At 64.5% G+C, this 17,669-nt stretch carries 15 protein-coding genes; 7 read left to right on the forward strand and 8 right to left on the reverse strand.

The window, feature by feature from the left end; all coding sequences use genetic code 11:
* The first annotated feature begins 3 nt into the window (after positions 1–3).
* Together FJW06_RS07840 and FJW06_RS07845 are read left to right on the forward strand one after the other, a co-directional pair.
* Positions 4–1,770, forward strand: coding sequence for a GMC family oxidoreductase (locus FJW06_RS07840; protein ID WP_140750309.1), 1,767 nt, complete (start codon positions 4–6; stop codon positions 1,768–1,770).
* Complete coding sequence (locus tag FJW06_RS07845) at positions 1,767–2,984, forward strand: cytochrome c (protein ID WP_140750311.1); 1,218 nt, start codon at positions 1,767–1,769, stop codon at positions 2,982–2,984. The genes FJW06_RS07840 and FJW06_RS07845 overlap by 4 nt, the downstream gene beginning before the upstream one ends.
* Positions 2,985–2,986: 2 nt before the next feature.
* Here the strand turns inward: FJW06_RS07845 and FJW06_RS07850 are convergent, their stop codons facing one another.
* Together FJW06_RS07850 and FJW06_RS07855 are read right to left on the reverse strand one after the other, a co-directional pair.
* On the reverse strand, positions 2,987–3,694 hold the full coding sequence (locus FJW06_RS07850) for a DeoD-type purine-nucleoside phosphorylase (RefSeq protein WP_140750313.1): 708 nt from the start codon (positions 3,692–3,694) through the stop codon (positions 2,987–2,989).
* Between the two features lie 98 nt (positions 3,695–3,792).
* Entirely contained in the window at positions 3,793–6,378 is a 2,586-nt protein-coding gene (locus FJW06_RS07855) for an ATP-binding protein (protein WP_140750315.1), read from the reverse strand.
* A 208-nt stretch (positions 6,379–6,586) separates the two neighbouring features.
* Between FJW06_RS07855 and FJW06_RS07860 the strand changes: the two genes are divergently transcribed.
* Positions 6,587–7,315 carry a flagellar biosynthetic protein FliO gene (locus tag FJW06_RS07860; protein ID WP_140750317.1) on the forward strand — a complete coding sequence of 243 codons (729 nt, stop codon included), beginning with the start codon at positions 6,587–6,589 and terminating at the stop codon, positions 7,313–7,315.
* A 229-nt stretch (positions 7,316–7,544) separates the two neighbouring features.
* Here FJW06_RS07860 and dksA read toward each other — a convergent pair whose 3' ends face one another.
* Positions 7,545–7,961: an RNA polymerase-binding protein DksA gene (gene dksA, locus FJW06_RS07865; RefSeq protein WP_040972254.1), complete on the reverse strand. Its 417-nt coding sequence runs from the start codon at positions 7,959–7,961 to the stop codon at positions 7,545–7,547.
* 243 nt (positions 7,962–8,204) lie between these two features.
* On the opposite strand from dksA, the gene FJW06_RS07870 reads away from it, so the two are divergent.
* The 4 genes from FJW06_RS07870 to FJW06_RS07885 all read left to right on the forward strand — a co-directional run bounded on the left by FJW06_RS07870 (position 8,205) and on the right by FJW06_RS07885 (position 11,977).
* A complete protein-coding gene (locus FJW06_RS07870) occupies positions 8,205–8,708 on the forward strand; it encodes a histidine phosphatase family protein (protein ID WP_140750319.1) in 504 nt (167 codons plus the stop codon).
* Positions 8,709–8,771: 63 nt separating this feature from the next.
* Positions 8,772–10,244, forward strand: coding sequence for a YcjX family protein (locus FJW06_RS07875; RefSeq protein ID WP_140750321.1), 1,473 nt, complete (start codon positions 8,772–8,774; stop codon positions 10,242–10,244).
* Positions 10,241–11,323, forward strand: a complete 1,083-nt coding sequence (locus FJW06_RS07880) for a TIGR01620 family protein (RefSeq protein ID WP_140750323.1) — start codon at positions 10,241–10,243, stop codon at positions 11,321–11,323. Before FJW06_RS07875 ends, FJW06_RS07880 begins: the two co-directional genes overlap by 4 nt.
* 99 nt (positions 11,324–11,422) lie before the next feature.
* On the forward strand, positions 11,423–11,977 hold the full coding sequence (locus tag FJW06_RS07885) for a hypothetical protein (RefSeq protein WP_181178183.1): 555 nt from the start codon (positions 11,423–11,425) through the stop codon (positions 11,975–11,977).
* 46 nt (positions 11,978–12,023) lie between these two features.
* Here the strand turns inward: FJW06_RS07885 and FJW06_RS07890 are convergent, their stop codons facing one another.
* From FJW06_RS07890 to FJW06_RS07910, 5 genes are read right to left on the reverse strand one after another with little or no spacing between them, the layout of a single operon-like run.
* Positions 12,024–13,013 carry a dipeptide ABC transporter ATP-binding protein gene (locus tag FJW06_RS07890; RefSeq protein ID WP_140750650.1) on the reverse strand — a complete coding sequence of 330 codons (990 nt, stop codon included), beginning with the start codon at positions 13,011–13,013 and terminating at the stop codon, positions 12,024–12,026.
* 8 nt (positions 13,014–13,021) lie between these two features.
* On the reverse strand, positions 13,022–13,981 hold the full coding sequence (locus FJW06_RS07895; protein ID WP_140750327.1) for an ABC transporter ATP-binding protein: 960 nt from the start codon (positions 13,979–13,981) through the stop codon (positions 13,022–13,024).
* The gene (locus tag FJW06_RS07900) at positions 13,978–14,949 is read right to left on the reverse strand and encodes an ABC transporter permease (protein ID WP_140750329.1); all 972 of its coding nucleotides are present in this window, start codon (positions 14,947–14,949) and stop codon (positions 13,978–13,980) included. Before FJW06_RS07900 ends, FJW06_RS07895 begins: the two co-directional genes overlap by 4 nt.
* A complete protein-coding gene (locus FJW06_RS07905; protein WP_140750331.1) occupies positions 14,949–15,965 on the reverse strand; it encodes an ABC transporter permease in 1,017 nt (338 codons plus the stop codon). Before FJW06_RS07905 ends, FJW06_RS07900 begins: the two co-directional genes overlap by 1 nt.
* Positions 15,966–16,001: 36 nt before the next feature.
* The gene (locus tag FJW06_RS07910; protein ID WP_140750333.1) at positions 16,002–17,663 is read right to left on the reverse strand and encodes an ABC transporter substrate-binding protein; all 1,662 of its coding nucleotides are present in this window, start codon (positions 17,661–17,663) and stop codon (positions 16,002–16,004) included.
* Positions 17,664–17,669: the final 6 nt, after the last annotated feature.

The raw sequence follows: 17,669 nt of genomic DNA on the forward strand, positions 1-17,669 counted from the left end.
CCGATGACAAGGATATTGCCGCGCAAGGATGTCGTCATCGTCGGCCTCGGTTGGACGGGCGCGATCCTTGCCAATGAGCTGACGGATCAGGGGCTGGACGTGCTCGCCGTCGAGCGCGGTCCCTGGCGGGATACCGCGACCGATTTCAACATCGGCTATGCGCAGGATGAGTTGCGCTACTCGATCCGTCGCGATCTCTTCCTGCAGCCGGTCGTCGAGACCATGACGATGCGCAACGATCCCTCGCAGACGGCGCTGCCGATGCGCGATTTCGGCTCTTTCCTGCCGGGCAATGGCGTCGGCGGCGCCGGTGTCCATTGGAACGGCCACACCTGGCGGTTCTGGGATTCCGACTTCAAGACCAAGACCAATCTGACGAATAAATATGGCGCGGCCCGGATAGCCGACCTCCAGGTCGAGGACTGGGGCGTCACCGGCGCCGATATGGAGCCTTATTACGATCAGTTCGAGTATCTGGCCGGGATCTCCGGCAAGGCCGGCAACATCAAGGGCCAATTGCAGGAAGGCGGCAACCCGTTCGAGGACCCGCGGGCGCGCGATTACCCGAACCCGCCGATGCAGATGACCTACGCGCCCACCCTGTTTGCCGAGGCTGGCAGGTCGATGGGATTGCATCCGTTCCCGACCCCGTCGGCGAACATGTCGCGCGCCTACACCAATCCACTCGGCATCACGCTTGGCCAGTGCACGTTCTGCGGCTTCTGCGAGCGCTTCGGCTGCGCCAACTATTCCAAGTCGAGCGCCCAGACGACCGTCCTGCCGGTGCTGATGAAGAAGGCTAATTTCGAGGTCCGCACCGACAGCGAGGTGCTTCATGTCGACCTTGCCTCCGGCGGTAAGTCCGCGCGCGGCGTGACCTACATTGACTCCTCCGGCGAGGAATATTTCCAGCCTGCCGACCTGGTGCTTTTATGCGCCTACGGCCTGCACAATGTGCGGCTGATGATGCTGTCCGGTATCGGCAAGATCTACGATCCCAACAGCGGCGAAGGAACGGTCGGACGCAACTACTGCTACCAGACCAACGCCGGCGTGCAGGTGTTCTTCGACGACAAGAACTTCAATCCGTTCATCGCCGCCGGCGCGCTCGGCCAGACGATCGACGATTTTAATGGCGATGCCTTCGATCATGGCGGCCTCGATTTCGTGGGTGGCGCGGGCATCAACTGCATCCCGACCAACGGGCGCCCGATCGGCACGCGCCCGACGCTTCCCGGCACTCCGAAATGGGGCAGCGCCTGGAAGAAGGCCACCGTGGAGGGCTACAAGAGCACGCTTTCCTTCTCCTCGCAGGGAAGCAGCTATGCCACGCGCGCCAACTATCTAGACCTCGATCCGACCTACAAGGATCGTTTCGGCCGCCCGTTGATGCGCATGACCTTCGACTTCCCCGACAACGACGTCCGCATGTCGAACTATCTCTGCGACCGGATGGAGGAGATCGCCAAGAAGCTCGGCGGCAAGCAATACGCCGTCGGCCGGCGCAAGAAAGGCTGGGACAGCGTGCCGTACCAGAGCACGCACAACACCGGCGGCGCCATCATGGGGACGGACCCCAAACGAAGCGCCGTCAATGTCTTCCTGCAAAGCTGGGACGTGCCGAACGTCTTCGTCATCGGCGCTTCGGCCTTCCCGCAGAACGCGGGCAAGAATCCGACGGGAACCGTGGGCGCGCTCGCTTTCCGCGCCGCGGATGCCATCCGCAACCAATATCTGCGCAATCCGGGCGCACCGCTGGTGCAGGCATGAGGACGCTGGCCATCACCCTTGCCGCGGGTCTCGCCACCCTGTGCTGGACCTCCGCGATCGCCGCCGACCAGGCGGACCAGATCATTCGCGGCCAATATCAGGCCGTGCTCGGCGATTGCGCCGGTTGTCACACGAGGCCAGGCGGCAAGCCTTTGGCCGGCGGCCTGCCGCTCGAAACGCCGTTCGGCGCCCTGGTCCCGCCAAACATCACGCCCGACAGCGAGACGGGCATCGGCAACTGGAGCGAGGCCGATTTCCGCAACATGATGAAGACCGGCATCGGCCACAATGGCGTGCGGCTTTATCCGGCGATGCCCTACCCGGCCTACACCAGGATGACCGAACAGGACATTTCCGACCTTTGGGCCTATCTCACCACGGTCGAACCGGTCTCGAACAAGGTCGAAGCCAACCAGTTGCCGTTCCCGCTCAACATCCGTCTGTCCATGTGGGGCTGGAACCTGCTCAACTTCAGCGAGACGGCTTTCACGCCGGACCCGTCCAAGCCGGCGGAATGGAACCGCGGCGCCTACATCGTCCAGGGGCCTGGCCATTGCGGCACCTGCCACACGCCGAAATCATTCCTCGGCGCCGACAAGGACAGCGTCTTCCTGCAGGGTGCTTCGCTGCAGGGCTGGTTCGCGCCCGACATCACCAACAATACGCAATCCGGTCTTGGGAAATGGTCCGAGGACGATCTGATCCAGTACCTCAAAACCGGCGTCAACGCGCATTCGATCGCCTCGGGCCCGATGGCCGAGGCCGTAGAGAACTCGACCTCCAAGATGACCGATGCGGATCTGAAAGCCGTCGCCGTCTATCTGAAGAGCCTGGGTTCGGATACCGGCAACGCGCAACCGGCAAAACCCGACCAGGCAAGGATGGTGACCGGCGAGGCCATCTACCGGGACAATTGCTCGGCCTGCCATGGCGGCGACGGCGCAGGCGCAGGCGCCCTCTTCCCGGCGCTCGTCAACAACTCCATCATTGCCCAGGGCAATACGGAGACGCTGGCCCGATTGGTCCTGGCGGGAAGCCAGGCCGTGCATACGCAGCACGCGCGCACCACTCCGGCAATGCCATCCCTGGCCTGGCGGTTGAACGATCAGGAGGTCGCCGACGTCCTGACCTATGTGCGCAACAGCTGGGGCAATGCCGCTCCGGCGGTTTCGTCCGGCGAGGTCGCCGCCGTTCGCAAGGAATTGACCCAGTAGATTTAGCTCTCGGCTGCGACTTCGAGCGCCAGCCGGGTCATGTCGGTGAAGAGGGCCTGACGCTCCGAATAATCGGTCAGCTCGCCGGTGGCGATGTGATCGACCACGGTGAGCAGCGACAGCGCCTGCGCGCCGAACTTCGCCGCGATCCGATAGAGCGCGCTGGTCTCCATATCGACCGCCAGCGCTCCGAGCGCCCTCGGCTCGTCGAACCGCGCCCGGCCGTCGGGATGGTGGAACACGTCGCTGCAGATCGTCAGTCCGGCGCTGCAGGCGATGCCGAGATCGGCTGAGCGTCGCAGCGCCAGCGCATGCAGCGCCGGGTCGGGTCCCGCCGGCTGGAACAGCCCGAACACCTGCCCACTGATTGGCCCCTCGGCGCGCACCTGGCTGGAGATGACCACACCGCGTAGGGGCACCGCTTCCGACAAGCCGCCGCATGTGCCGGTGCGTATCAACGTTTTGACGCCGTAACAGTCCATGAGCTCAAAGGCATAGATCAGGAAAGACGACACCCCCATCCCGGTCGCCTGGATGCTGACCGGCTTGCCGCGGAACCGGCCGGTGAAGCCCAGCGCGCCCCTTCTGCGGTTGACGCAGCGCGGGGCCTCGAGAAAGGTTTCCGCCATCCATTGGGCGCGCTCGGGATCGCCCGGCAACAGCACGGTTTCGGCATAGTCCCCCCGGCCCGCCTCGATATGCGGCGTCACGTGCTACTACCACCATGATAGACCCATCCGAAGACCATCATGACAGGGTGGCCGCAATGCGCAAGCGCTGGCTTACTTAAGCACAGCGCTGAAACGCCCTACGATTCCAGAACGTCCTTGACGATCGTCGCCAGTTGCTTGAGCGAGAACGGTTTCGGCAGGAAGCCGAAATGCGCGTCGGCTGGCAGATTCTTGGCGAAGGCGTCCTCGGCATAGCCCGAAACGAACACGAACTTGATGTCCGGCTGACGCTTGCGCAACTCGCCGAGCAGTGTCGGCCCGTCCATCTCCGGCATCACCACGTCGGACACGACGATATCGATCTTGCCGCCGAGCGCCTCGAACACTTCCAGCGCCTCGACGCCGGACGACGCCTCATGCACGGTATAGCCGCGCGAGGTCAGCGCCCGCACACCGCCCATGCGCACCGCATCCTCATCCTCGACCAGCAGCACGGTGGCGGAGCCGGAGAGGTCTTTCGCGGCATCGGTCGGCTTCGCCGGGGCCGCCGCCGCGGCCGCCGGCGCGTCGCCGGGCTCGGCCTGCTTTCTCGCTTCGGCGATGTGGCGCGGCAAGAAGATGCGGAACACCGTGCCCTTGCCGACTTCGGAATCGCAGAAGATGAAGCCGCCGGTCTGCTTGATGATGCCATAGACCATCGACAGGCCGAGGCCGGTGCCCTTGCCCACTTCCTTGGTCGTGAAGAACGGCTCGAAGATCTTCTTCAAGACGTCCGGCGCGATGCCGCTGCCGGTGTCCTCGACTTCGACGAGCACATAATCGGCCGGCGTCAGCTCGCGGTAGGCGAAGGATTTGCATTCTTCCGTCGTGACGTTGCGGGTACGCACGGTGAGATCGCCGCCGCTCGGCATCGCGTCGCGCGCGTTGACGGCCAGATTGACCACCACCTGCTCGAACTGGCCGATATCGACCTTGACCGGCCACAGGTCGCGGCCATGGTCGATCTTGAGCTTGATGTCGTTGCCGACCAGGCGGGCAAGCAGCATCCGGAGATCGGCCAGGACATCGGTCAGGTTGAGCACTTCCGGGCGCAGCGTCTGCTTGCGCGAGAAGGCCAGCAATTGCCGTACGAGCGAAGCCGCCCGGTTGGCGTTCTGCTTGATATTCATGATGTCGGGGAAGGACGGGTCCGACGGCCGGTGGTTGGTCAAGAGAAGGTCGGACGCCATGATGATGGCGGTCAGCACGTTGTTGAAGTCGTGCGCGATGCCGCCAGCGAGCTGGCCAACCGCCTGCATCTTCTGGCTCTGCGCCATCTGGCCCTCGAGCGCCTTCTGCTCGGTAGTCTCGACCGCATAGACGATGGCGGCTTCCTCGGCGCCTTCGCCGCCCGCGCTGTCGGCGACGGCATTGACGTAGAAGCGGATGTGGCGCTCCTCATTGCCGGGCAACACGGAGTCGATCGGCTCGATATTAGCCTGCCGCTGCCTGGCCTTTTCGAAGGCGGCGGCAAAGGCCGGCCGGTCGCGTTCGTGGACGATGGTCTCGAAGCGTACCCGCCGGTCGACGGCGTCGCGGTCGACCACGGATGAAAACAGCTGCAGGAACGGCGCGTTGGTGCGCAGGATGCGTCCGTTCGCGTCGACGCCGGCAATGGCCATCGGCGTCGAGTTGAAGAAGCGCGTGAAGCGAACCTCGGATGCTCTGAGCTCGGCCGAGGCGTCCTCGCCCTGTGTGCGGTTGAGCACGATCGTTCGCGTGGGACCGTTCACGCCTTCGCGGCTTGCCGAAACCCGGTGCATGAAGCGCACCGGCAGCGCCTGGCCGCTCATGGTGGTGAGATCGAGGTCGATGACGGCGTTGCGCGTGGTGCCGGGATCGGCCTTGACCGAGCGGACCAGCGCCATGCCGTCGCCGGCGATGATTTCGGGCAGCGTGATGGCGCCCGGCGTGAAGGAGGCGAGGTCGATGCCCAGCCACTCGGCAAGCGTGGCGTTGATGTAGGTGACGCGGCCTTCCTGATCGGCCGAGAAGAACCCGGCTGGCGCGTGGTCGAGATGGTCGATGGCCTTTTGCAGGTCGAGGAAGAAGCGTTCCTGCTCCGCCCGTTCCTGCGAGATGTCGGCGAGCTGCCAAGCCAGCATCGGCAGCCTTTGCCCGGGCATGCTGAAGGCGCGGGCACGCGCCCGATACCAACGCGCGCCGGGCTCGGCGCCCGGTTTGATCGACTGCGCCAGCCGGAATTCGCCGTCGCCCGCCTGGCCGTCGCGCAGGCCCGATGCCAGCCGGTAGATCGTCATCGACGCCTCGGGGACATCCGACAACAGCCCCTCGACGGTCTTGAGGTCGGCGGCCGAGGCGGCACCCGTCATGTCGGCATAGGCGCGGTTGGCGTAGACGACTCGACCCTTGGTGTCGGTGACCAGCAGGCCCTGCGACATCGAGTCGACGAAGGCTTTCGACAATTCGTCGCCGGTCGAGCGCGGCGCGATCTGCACGAAGCCGATCGCGGTCGCGAACAGGAAGCCGACGCCGATCATGGCGAGCACGCCGAGCATGCCGAGCAGGAAGGGATCGCCGAGCCGCTCGCGGAAAAGCCCGAAGACGATCGCGGCGCCGGTCAAGACGACGATGAAGACGATGAGCCTGGTGACGGCGCCCGGACGCGTGTTCTGGTCGACGATCGGTACCGGATAGAAATCGCCGCGCGCTTCCTTGGCCATGTTCCCCCTGCTCGTGATTCCGGTGTCCGATGGGCGCGGACGGTCGGTTGAATCACATTCTCCTGTAACGGAAAAGACCCCGGCGGCAAATGTCCGATAAAATCAACGATTCATGTTTCAAACTGTTCACGATCGGTGATGTGAACTTGCGGCCGGCCGCCGCCGCGGTCTAGTGTCGCCTCACTCGAACAGGCGATTGGGTGCACCGATGCTGCAGTGGCTGGATAGCGTGGCGGGTCCGGGTTATGTCGCTGCAATCTTGTGGACGTTCGCGGCGCTCATTTTGCTTGTCGTCGTCCTGCTCGTCATCAAGGTGGTGCGCAACCTGACCTTCGGCACCTTCGTGGCCGGCGGCAGGAACCGCAAGACGCGCCTTGCGGTCATGGACGCCACCGCCGTCGACAGCCATCGCAGGCTGGTGCTGGTGCGCCGTGACGACGTCGAGCACCTGATCTTGATCGGCGGACCGACCGATGTAGTGGTCGAGCGCGATATCCGGTTGGCAGCGCCTCGCCGCCCGGCGCTGACCGGCGACAGCGGCCAGCAGCAGGCAACCGCCGCGCGGCCGCGCACGCCGCAGCCGGCGCCTCCACCCGCCCCCGCGCCCGTCAGGCAACCGCCGCCGCCTGCTACTCAGCCGGCTGCCGCCACGCGTCCGCGTGCGCCGGCGCCCGCTCCGGTGCCGCCCAAGCCGGCGGCGCCGAGCCAGCCGACGGCGAAGGTCATGCCGCTGCCGGGCTACGGAACGACCAACGGCAGCACCAGATACACGCCGCCGCCCTCAAACGATTCCATCGACGACACGTTGATGCACGAACTCGAGACCTCTCTCGACGAGACGCACGCCCAGCCGGCGGCAAGCAAACCCGCGCCAAAGCCTTCCCTCGATGATGAGATGACCAAGCTGCTTGGCGAACTGGGCAGCCACAAGCGCTGACCTGACGGCAGCTTGCCGGTCCCGGCGAACCTTGCCGCGGCCCTTGACGCAATTCCAGGAAAACTGCGCACGGTCAGGCTTGGCGACTTCGCCGCAGCCTTCCATCCGATTTGCATCAGAACAAAAGAGATGGGAGCGTTTCACGGCTTCCGTGAAACACTCTGATCTGAAAGCAAAAATGGCCGGAAATCCGGCCATTCTCTACGTCTTCTTGTCTATTCAGGTCGCGTCAGTCGTCGCGATAGACCTTCTCGCGACGCTCATGGCGCTCCTGCGCCTCGATCGACAACGTCGCGATCGGGCGCGCGTCGAGCCGCTTCAGCGCGATCGGCTCCCCGGTTTCCTCGCAATAGCCGTAGGTGCCTTCGTCGATGCGCTGGAGCGCGGAGTCGATCTTGGAGATGAGCTTGCGCTGGCGGTCCCGGGCGCGCAATTCGATAGCACGGTCGGTTTCGGAGGAGGCGCGATCGGCCAGGTCGGGGTGGTTTGCGTTTTCCTGCTGCAGGATTTCGAGGGTTTCGCGCGCTTCGCGCAGAATGTCATTCTTCCAAGTGATAAGCTTCTGGCGGAAGTACGATTTTTGCCGTTCGTTCATGAACGGCTCGTCTTCGGAGGGTACGTAATCGGCGGTAACGATGTCGTTCATTCGACTCACCCAACAACCCCAAAATTTGGCGCCTATATATTCGGGGACAAGAGCCTGCACAAGCGCTATCGGCGAGTGTTTCACGCAATTGTTAGTCTCACATGGGCGGCTCCGACGACGTTGTTTCGACGGCAGAAAACGAATTCGCGCGCGATTCGTTGCAGCCGCCGGCATCGGCCATTGTGCAGGACATCGTTCTGGTGACTAATCGCGCTTTGATCCGAAGCGCCATGGGGGTTCCGGTTGAGCAGGCTTTATCTGTTGCGGCACGCCAAAGCCGGCTGGGCGCTGCCTGGCGTGCGCGATTTCGACCGCCCGCTCGACGCATCGGGCATGGCCGATGCCGAAGCGATGGGAGAGGCCATGCGGGCCCGCAATTATGTGCCGGACGTCACGCTTTGCTCCAATGCCAAGCGGGCAAGGCAGACGCTGGAAAGCCTGGCGGGGCGCACCGACACCGGCCGGGTGCTGTTCTTCGACACGCTCTACAGCGAGGATGCGGCCGGCTATCTCGACATCATTCGCAAAAACGGCGGCGCCGGCCAGCTTCTGGTGGTCGGCCACAATCCCATGACCGAGGATCTGGCCATGGCGGTGTCGGGCGACGGCGACGAGACGGCGCGCGGCATGATGAATCACGGCTTTCCGACCTCCGGCCTCGCCGTGGTGCGCTTTCCCGGCAATCTCGCGGAGGCGGCGCAAGGCAACGGCTATCTCGAAGCCTTTCTCACGCCCGCCAACCTTTGAGGCCATTTCAAACCCGCGGCCCAAAGCCTATATCGGGCGCGGACGCCCAACCAGAGGCCTGATTTGGCATCATCGCTCACCAATTTCACCGACGAGGCAAGGATTGCGCTCGACACGTTGTCGGGCCGCGCCGCCGGGCTCTTCTCCCCGTCATTGCGCCTTGGCGTCACCGGGCTCTCCCGCGCCGGCAAGACGGTGTTCATCTCCGCGCTCGTCCACAACCTCATCCATGGCGGACGCCTGCCGCTGTTCGAGGCGCAGAAATCCGGCCGCATCGCCCGCGCCTTCCTGGAGGAACAGCCGGACGATGCCGTTCCGCGTTTCCAGTATGAGGACCATGTCGCGGCTCTGGTGAACGATCGCGTCTGGCCGGACTCGACCCGCGCCATCTCCGAGCTCCGGCTTACCATCGAATATGAGTCGGCTTCGGGCTGGAACCGGTTGTTTTCAGCCGGAAAACTATCCATCGACATCGTCGACTATCCCGGCGAATGGCTGCTTGACCTGCCGCTGCTCAGCAAGTCCTTCGCCGATTTTTCGCGCGAGGCCGTCGAGATGGCCGCCCTGCCCGTCCGTTCCGACCTGTCGCAGGCCTGGCGCGAGCTGGCTTCCACCGTCGATCCCGATGCCGACGCCGAGGAGATGACGGCGCGCCGTCTGGCCGAGAGCTTCGCCGCCTATCTCAAGGCCTGCAAGCTCGACGACCGCGCGCTGTCGACGCTTCCGCCTGGACGTTTCCTGATGCCGGGCGATCTCGAAGGCTCGCCGGCGCTCACCTTCGCGCCGCTGATGACATTGGCGCAGGGCCGGCCGCGCTCCGGATCGCTGCAGGCGATGATGGAGCGCCGCTACGAGGCCTACAAGACGTATGTCGTCAAACCGTTCTTTCGCGAGCACATCACCCGCCTCGACCGGCAGATCGTGCTGATCGACGCTATGCAGGCGCTCAATGCCGGCTCGGCAGCGATGGCCGATCTGGTGCGCGCGGTCACCGAGATCCTGTCCTGCTTCCGGCCCGGACGCGGCAATTTCCTCACCGATTTCTTCTCGCGTCGCATCGACCGCATCCTGGTTGCCGCGACCAAGGCGGACCATTTGCATCACGAAAGCCACGACCGGCTGCAGGCGATCGTGCGCCGGCTGACTGACAGGGCCGCGGCGCGGGCGAATTTCAGCGGCGCCGCCGTCGATGTCGTCGCCATGGCGGCGGTTCGCTCGACCCGCGAGGGCACGGTGAAGCAAGGGCGCGAGACGCTGCCGGTCATCATCGGCACCCCGCTGAAGGGCGAGACGATCAACGGCGAAACGTTCGACGGAAAGGCCGAAACCGCCATATTCCCGGGTGATTTGCCGGAAAAGGTCGATGCGGTGTTCGACAGTTCCGGATCATCGCCCGACAGCACCGAACCGGCGATCCGCTTCGTGCGTTTCCGTCCGCCGAAGCTCGAGCGCACCGCCGAAGGCGTCACGCTGTCCTTGCCGCATATCCGGCTCGACCGCGCGCTGCAGTTCCTGATCGGAGATCATCTGGCATGACCGCGCCCCGCAAACCGGCGGCCTTCCGCATCGAGCCCGAGACCGAGGCGCCGCCACAACCGCCGCGAAACCGCGTCACCGAGGAGCAGCCGGCGCGCAGGCCGCGTGCCGCGAGGGCCGACGTAGCGGTCGTGATCCCCTCGGAAGTCGACGTCTTCGACGAACCGGACATCGAGGCCGCGGGCCCGCCGCCGGCGACGGCGCCGCGGAAGCGTTCCCTGCTGGCACGGCTGTTCTTTGGGGCCCTCAGCGTGCTCGTCTCGCTGGCGGTCGGCTTGTGGGCCGACCAGTTGATCCGCGACCTCTTCGCGCGCGCCGAGTGGCTTGGCTGGCTGGCGGCGGGCATGGCGGCGATCGCGCTGCTCTCGCTGCTCGTCATCCTCATTCGCGAATTTCTCGCCATCGCCCGCCTTGCTGAAGTCGAAAAGATGCAGAAACGGGCGCTGGATGCCGTGGCGCGCGACGATCCCAAGGCGGCGCGCGCCCTGGTCGACGAGCTCTCGACCTTCGTCGCCGCAAAACCCGAGACCGCCGCCGGACGCCGTTCGCTCGCCGAATTGCGCGGCGAGATCATCGATGGCGTCAATCTGGTGCGGCTGGCCGAGACCGAAATCCTGTCGCCTCTCGATGCCCGCGCGAAAATCATGATCCTGGAGGCCGCGAAGCGCGTGTCACTCATAACAGCGGTCAGCCCCCGCGCGCTGGTCGACGTCGCCTATGTCGTCTTCGAGGCCGGCCGCCTAATCCGGCGGCTCTCCGAACTCTACGGCGGCCGTCCAGGCACGCTCGGCTTCTTCCGGCTGGCGCGCGGCGTGCTCGCGCATCTAGCGGTGACCGGCTCGATCGCGGTCGGCGACAGTTTCGTGCAGCAGATCGTCGGCCATGGCCTTGCCGCAAAACTCTCGGCAAAGCTCGGCGAAGGCCTGGTCAACGGCATGATGACGGCACGCATCGGCATCGCCGCGATGGAGACCGCCCGCCCCTTGCCGTTCATCGCCGTCAAGCGCCCCGGCCTCGGCGATTTCCTCTCGGCGCTGACGTCCTTCGCGGCAAGAAAAGACGGTCAGCCGGACCAATAGGGTAAATGCGAAAACCCGGACCAGTGACGAAGCATTAACCAATCTTCGCCATGGTCGATCAGGTCCCAACAACAGACTCTGCCGTGCCGGGTGTCGTCCATGAGAAGCGTAATCTTGTCCTGCGTGCTGCCTGCGACGGTTGCGATTGCCGCGCCGCTCGGATTGGTCGGAAAGACCTTCGCGGCGGAACCGGACAAGCAGTTCTTCCGCTCCGTCGAAGGCAGATGGGTCGGCCCCGGCGAGATCATCGCCGGCAAGTACAAGGGCACCAAATTCACCTGCGATTTCAACGGTTCGACGCCCGCCAGCAAGCTCGGCATGACGCTTGACGGCGGCTGCAGGGTTGGCGTGTTCACGCAAAAGATGTCCGCCAGCGTCGAGCGCAAGGGTCGCGACGGTTACAGGGGAACCTTCATGGGCGGCTCGACCGAAAGCGGAATGGACATTGTCGGCGGCAATGTCGTCGACGCCCAGAAAGTCGTCTTCACCATCAACCGCAAGCAGTTGAATGGCGTCATGCAGGCGCGTGTTCCCGACGGCAATTCGATGACCGTGACGGTGGCCGTGCGCGTCAACGATCAGCTGGTGCCGGTCATCGGCATGAGCCTGAAGCGGGTCGACTCGGTCGAGGTCGGCGCCATCGTCAAGAACTGATCCGGCGCGGTCTCGACAGCCACGCCCGCCACCCAAAGTAGACAGCTCAAGTCAAGGTCGGGAAGTGGCAGGCCATTTTGCGGCCTGGACGATGTTCCGTCAGTTCCGGCCGCTCGGAGCGACAGCGGTCCGCCGCGATCGGGCATCGCGGATGGAAACGGCATCCGGACGGCGGCTTGAGCGGGCTCGGCACGTCGCCGGTCAGGATGATGCGCTTGCGCGTGCCCGTAGGCGTCGTCTCTACGACGGGAACGGCCGAGATCAGCGCCTGGCTGTAGGGATGGGCGGGTGTCGCAAAGACCTCTTCCGCCGGGCCTTCCTCGACGATCGAGCCGAGATACATGACCGCGATGCGGGTCGAGACCTGGCGCACCACGGAAAGGTCGTGGGCGATGAAGATATAGGTGAGTTTCAGCTTCTCCTGCAGATCGGCGAGCAGGTTGACGATCTGGGCCTGCACCGACACGTCGAGCGCGGAGACCGGCTCGTCCAGAACGACGAGATCGGGATTCAACGCGATCGCCCGCGCGATGCCGACGCGCTGGCGCTGCCCGCCGGAGAACTCGTGCGGATAGCGCATCATATGGTCCGGCAGCAGTCCGACCAGCTCGAACAACTCCGCCACCCGCGCGGCGATCTCTTTGGCCGAAAGCTTGCCGTGGATGCGCAGCGGCTCGGCGACGAGGTCGCCTACGCGCCGGCGCGGATTGAGCGAGGCTGAGGGATCCTGGAAGACCATCTGCAGGCGCCGTCGCAATGGCCTGAGCTCGGACAGGGACTTCGAGGTGATGTCGTCGCCCTCGAACAGAAGCTTGCCGTCGGTGATGTCGTAGAGCCGCACCAGGCAGCGCGCCAGCGTGGACTTGCCGCATCCGGATTCGCCAACGAGGCCTACCGTCTCGCCGCGCCGCACGGTCAGCGAGACGTTGTCCACCGCATGCACCGTACGCCTGCCCTCCGCGGAAAAACGAGTACCGATCGAAAACCGTTTTGCCAGCGAGCGCGTCTCGAGGATCGGTCGGTCGGCGTCAATCATCGCCTCGCTCATGCCTGTGCCACCCGAAAACATGCCGCGGCATGCGCGCCGCCACCGAGACCCGGCCTGCCACTCTCGCAGGGCTCGTAACGGACCGGACAGCGCGGACCGAATGCGCAGCCTTGCGGCAGCCGCAGCAAGGAGGGCGGCGAACCGGGGATCGCCGGCAGGCGGCGAGGTTTCTGGCCGGTCAGCGGCGGGATCGAGCCAAGCAGCGCCCGTGTATAGGGATGTCTCGGATCGGAAAACAGCTCCATGCGGGTCCCACGCTCCACCACGCGGCCGGCATACATGACCATGACGCGGTCGGCGAGCTCGGAGACGACGCCCATGTCATGCGTGATGAAGACTACGGCCGATTTATGCTTCGCCCGCAATTTGCGCACAAGGTCGAGAATGCCGGCCTGCACCGTGACGTCGAGCGCGGTGGTCGGCTCGTCGGCTACCAGCAGCGCCGGATCGCAGGACAAGGCCATCGCGATCACCGCGCGCTGCCGCATGCCGCCGGAAAGCTGGTGCGGATAGCGCGACATGGCCTCGTGCGGATTGGGGAAATTCACCTCCGCCAGCAGCTCTTCGACGCGCTCCATCGCCTTGGCCTTGCTGACGCCGCGATGCGCCCGGATCTGCTCGGCGATTTGCCAGCCGATCGTGTAGACCGGCGTCAGCGCCGTCATCGGATCCTGGAAGATCATCGCGATCTCGTTGCCGCGCAGGCGTCTCAGCTCGCGCGGCGGCAGGCCCACCAGCTCGCGGCCCTTGTAGCGGATCGAGCCTTGGATGGTGGCGTTGGGGTCGGTGATGAGCCCCATGACGGCAAGCAGCGACACCGTCTTGCCCGAGCCGGATTCGCCGACGACGCCAAGGATCTCGCTTTCCTCCAGGTCGAAGGAAACGCCGTCGATGGCGCGCACCGGCCCATCATGGGTGCGGAAAGACACTCTGAGATCGCGCACGGACAGGATCATGATGCCCTCAGGCGCGGATCGAGGAGGATATAGACGAAGTCGACGACCGCGTTGGCTATCACCACGAACATCGATGCGTACATGACCGTCGCCATGATCATCGGCAAGTCGAGGTTCTGTAGCGCGTCATAGGTGAGCTTGCCGATGCCGTGCAGGCCGAACACGACCTCGGTCAGAAGTGCCGAGCCGCCGACCAGCGCGCCGAAGTCGAGGCCGAACAGCGTGACAAAGGCGATCAGCGACGTGCGCAACGCATGGCGGAAGAGGATGCGGGTCTCCGACAGGCCCTTGGCGCGGGCGGTGCGGATATAGTCTTCCTGCATGGATTCGATGATGGCCGCGCGCAGCACGCGCCCGTAGATGCCGATATAAAGGATCGCCAGCGTGATCCATGGGATGACCAGCGTCAGGAACCAGCCCCTGGGGTCGTCGGAAAAGTTCTTGTAGCCGAGCGGCGGCACCCAGGAGAACGCCCAGCTGTCATGATAGCGGCTCTGGGTGATCAGGTTCATCACCTCGCCCAGCCAGTAGACCGGCATGGAAATGCCGAGCAGGCCCAGCGCCATCAGGAGCTTGTCCAGCCAGCTGTCCCGGGTGGCCGCCGCGACGATGCCGATGATGATGGAGACGACCACCCACAGGACCGCGGCCCCGAACACCAGCGAAAGCGTGACGGGGATAGAATCCATGACGGCCGGCACGACCTTCCAGCCGCGATTGACGAAGGAGGTCAGATCGCCGGTGACGAAGATCTTCTCCATCATCCGCGTGTATTGCACATAGAGAGGCTGGTCGAAGCCGAAGCTGTGGCGCACCGCCGCCAGCACTTCCGGAGAAGCGTTGCGGCCGGCGATGCGTGCGGCGGGATCGGCGCCGGGCGTGGCGAAGAAGATCAGGAAGACGATGACAGAGATGCCGAACATCACGAACAGCATCTGACCGAAACGGCGCAGGATCGCGTAAATCATCAGTCGCGCCCCAGCCGGACCTTGGAGCGCGGGTCAAGCGCATCGCGCAGGCCGTCGCCGAAGACGTTGAGCGCCATGACCGAAACCGCGATCGCCAGGCCGGGCACCAGCGCAACCAGCGGCCGCGTGTAGAGGAGCGCCTGCCCGTCCTGGATGATCGTGCCCCAGCTTGCGGCGGGCGGTTGCACGCCGATCGACAGGAACGAAAGCGCCGATTCCGTCAGCATGTTAAGCGCCATCATCAGCGGCACGAAGACGATGAGCGTGGTGGTGATGTTGGGCAGGATGTCGCGCAGCAGGATGCGCCAGCCCGGCACGCCCAAATTGATCGCGGCGAGCACGAACTCGCTGTAGCGCAGCGCCAGAACCTGCCCGCGGATGGGGCGCGCGACATAAGGTATATAGACAATGCCTATGATGATGATCGGCAGCCATAGGCTGCCCGATTGGATCTCGATCGGTCCGATCGCGATGCCTTGAGCGATGGTGACGATGGAAAGCGAAATCGCCAGCAGATAGATCGGGAACGCCCAGAGCACATCCAGCAAACGCGACAGCACCGTGTCGGTGATGCCGCCGAAATAGCCGGCGATCAATCCCGCCAGCGTGCCGACGATCAGCGTGAAGATGGTGGCGGCGCCGGCGATCAGCAGCGAGTTGAGTCCGCCATAGAGCAACCTCGCCATGACGTCCCGCCCCTGGCTGTCGGCGCCGAGGAAATAATTGCCGAGCCGCCAGGTCGGACCGATCGGCGTGTAGCCAAGCCCCAGTCCCTCCGTCGACTGTTCCATCACGGGAACGTCGGCGCCGTCGATCTGGATGACGGCGTCAAGCGTCGACGCGAACGGGTCCGTGCTCGCCCATTTCGCGTAAAGCGGCGCGCTGAAACAGGCGAGAACGATGATGAGGAACACGGCCAGGGACGCCATGGCGGCCCTGTCCGTTGCCAGCTTCGCAAACGCGACGGCCCAAGGCCCTCGCGTTTTGCGCGGCATGGCGGCGACTTGGCTGGACACGATGCGCCTTCTGCTGTTGGTTACTGCACCCAGGCCCTACTGCACCCAGGATTGGGTGATAATCCAGTTGAACTGCGGGTTGAACTTGAAATTGCCGATGCGCTTGCTGACGAAATCAAGCCGCTTCGGCGTGAACAGACCGACCGCCGGCGCCTTGTCGGTGACCTGCTTGTCGATCGCCGCCCACAATTTGTCGGCCGCCTTCTGGTCGGTCACGCCGAGGTCCAGCGCCTTCTGCATCTGCGCGTCGATGTCCTTGTCGCAGAAGCCGGAGATGTTGATCGACGCGTCCGAGCCTTCGCGATAGGAGGCGCAGCTGAACAGGATGTTCAGGAAGTCCGACGCCGCAGGGTAGTCCTTGTACCACTGGGTGACGGACATCTGCACTTTGTTGTTGGTGTTCTGGATATAGGTGAACTGCAGGTTGGACGAGATCGGCTTGACGTCGGCAACGTAGCCGATGTTGGTCAGTACGCTCTGCAGATAGACGCCGATCGACCGCGAGATCGCGGTATCCTCGACGATGATGGTCACCTTCTGGCCCTTGGTGCCCGATTCCTCGACGAGCTGCTTGGCCTTGTCGACATCCGGAGCCGACCATTTGGCACCCGGGTTCTTGGTGAAGGGGCAATAGTCCTCATGTCCGGGGAAGTCCGGCGGCAGGACCTGGCAGACCGGCGAGGCCAGCACCTTGCCGCCGAACAGCTTGACCAGCGTGTTGCGGTCGACGGCGTAAGCGACGGCCTGGCGGGCCTTTTCATTGTCGAACGGAGCCATGCGGGTGTTCAGCGGCGCGTACCACCAGGCCGAAAGCGGCGAGATATGCAGCTGGTCCATGGACTTGCTGCCGAGCTCGCCGAGGCGGTCGCTGGGCAGCGCGTCGAACATCCAGTCCGCTTCGCCGTTCTGGATGGCCGTCACGGCCGCCTCTTCCGACAGGCCGAAATCATACTGCACGACATCCGGATAGCCGTCGGGCTGGGCTTCCTCGCTCCACTGCTTGAAATTGGGATTGCGGGAAACCGTCATGCCCTTGTTGGGGTCGAAGGCCGAGATCATGTAGGGGCCGGTGCTGGGAATCGGCTTGGAGCCCATATCCTCCGCCGGCGTGTCCGCCGGCAGGATCACGGCATGCGGCAAGGCAAGTTTGTAGAGGATCTCGGCGTCCGGCTTGGTCAGATTGAGAGTGATCGTGCCGGCCGCCTCGTCGGCGACGACGCCGCCTTCCAGCGTGCAGCTCTTTGTGTCGGCCAGGCATTTGTCGGCGCCGACAATGCCTGCATAGAAGGTGCCGGAGGTCGGCCCGGAGACCTTGAAGATGCGCTGGAATGAGGCGACGACATCCTTCACGCCGAGGTCCTGGCCGTTGGAGAACTTGATGCCCTTGCGCAGCTTGAAGGTGAAGGTCTTGCCGTCATTGCTGACCGTGGGCAGCGCCTCGGCCAGGTCGGGAACGACGCTGAAACCCTCGACGCCCTCGGCTTTGCGGAAGGCGACAAGGCCGTCATAGATCGGCTGGTACATCTGCCAGCCCTGGTCGGTGTAGTTGATATGTGGATCGAGGGTGCCGGCCGCCGAGCGGGCGAGAAGGCGAATGGTGCCGCCGCGGTGCTCCTTGAGATATTCGGCATGCGCCGGAGCGAGCCACGAGCCGGCCAGCAATGCCGCGGCCGATGCCGCCAAAAGCAGTTTCTTCATGTCGTC

Origin of the sequence: Mesorhizobium sp. B4-1-3, assembly GCF_006439355.1 — a bacterium.
Taxonomy (GTDB): domain Bacteria; phylum Pseudomonadota; class Alphaproteobacteria; order Rhizobiales; family Rhizobiaceae; genus Mesorhizobium.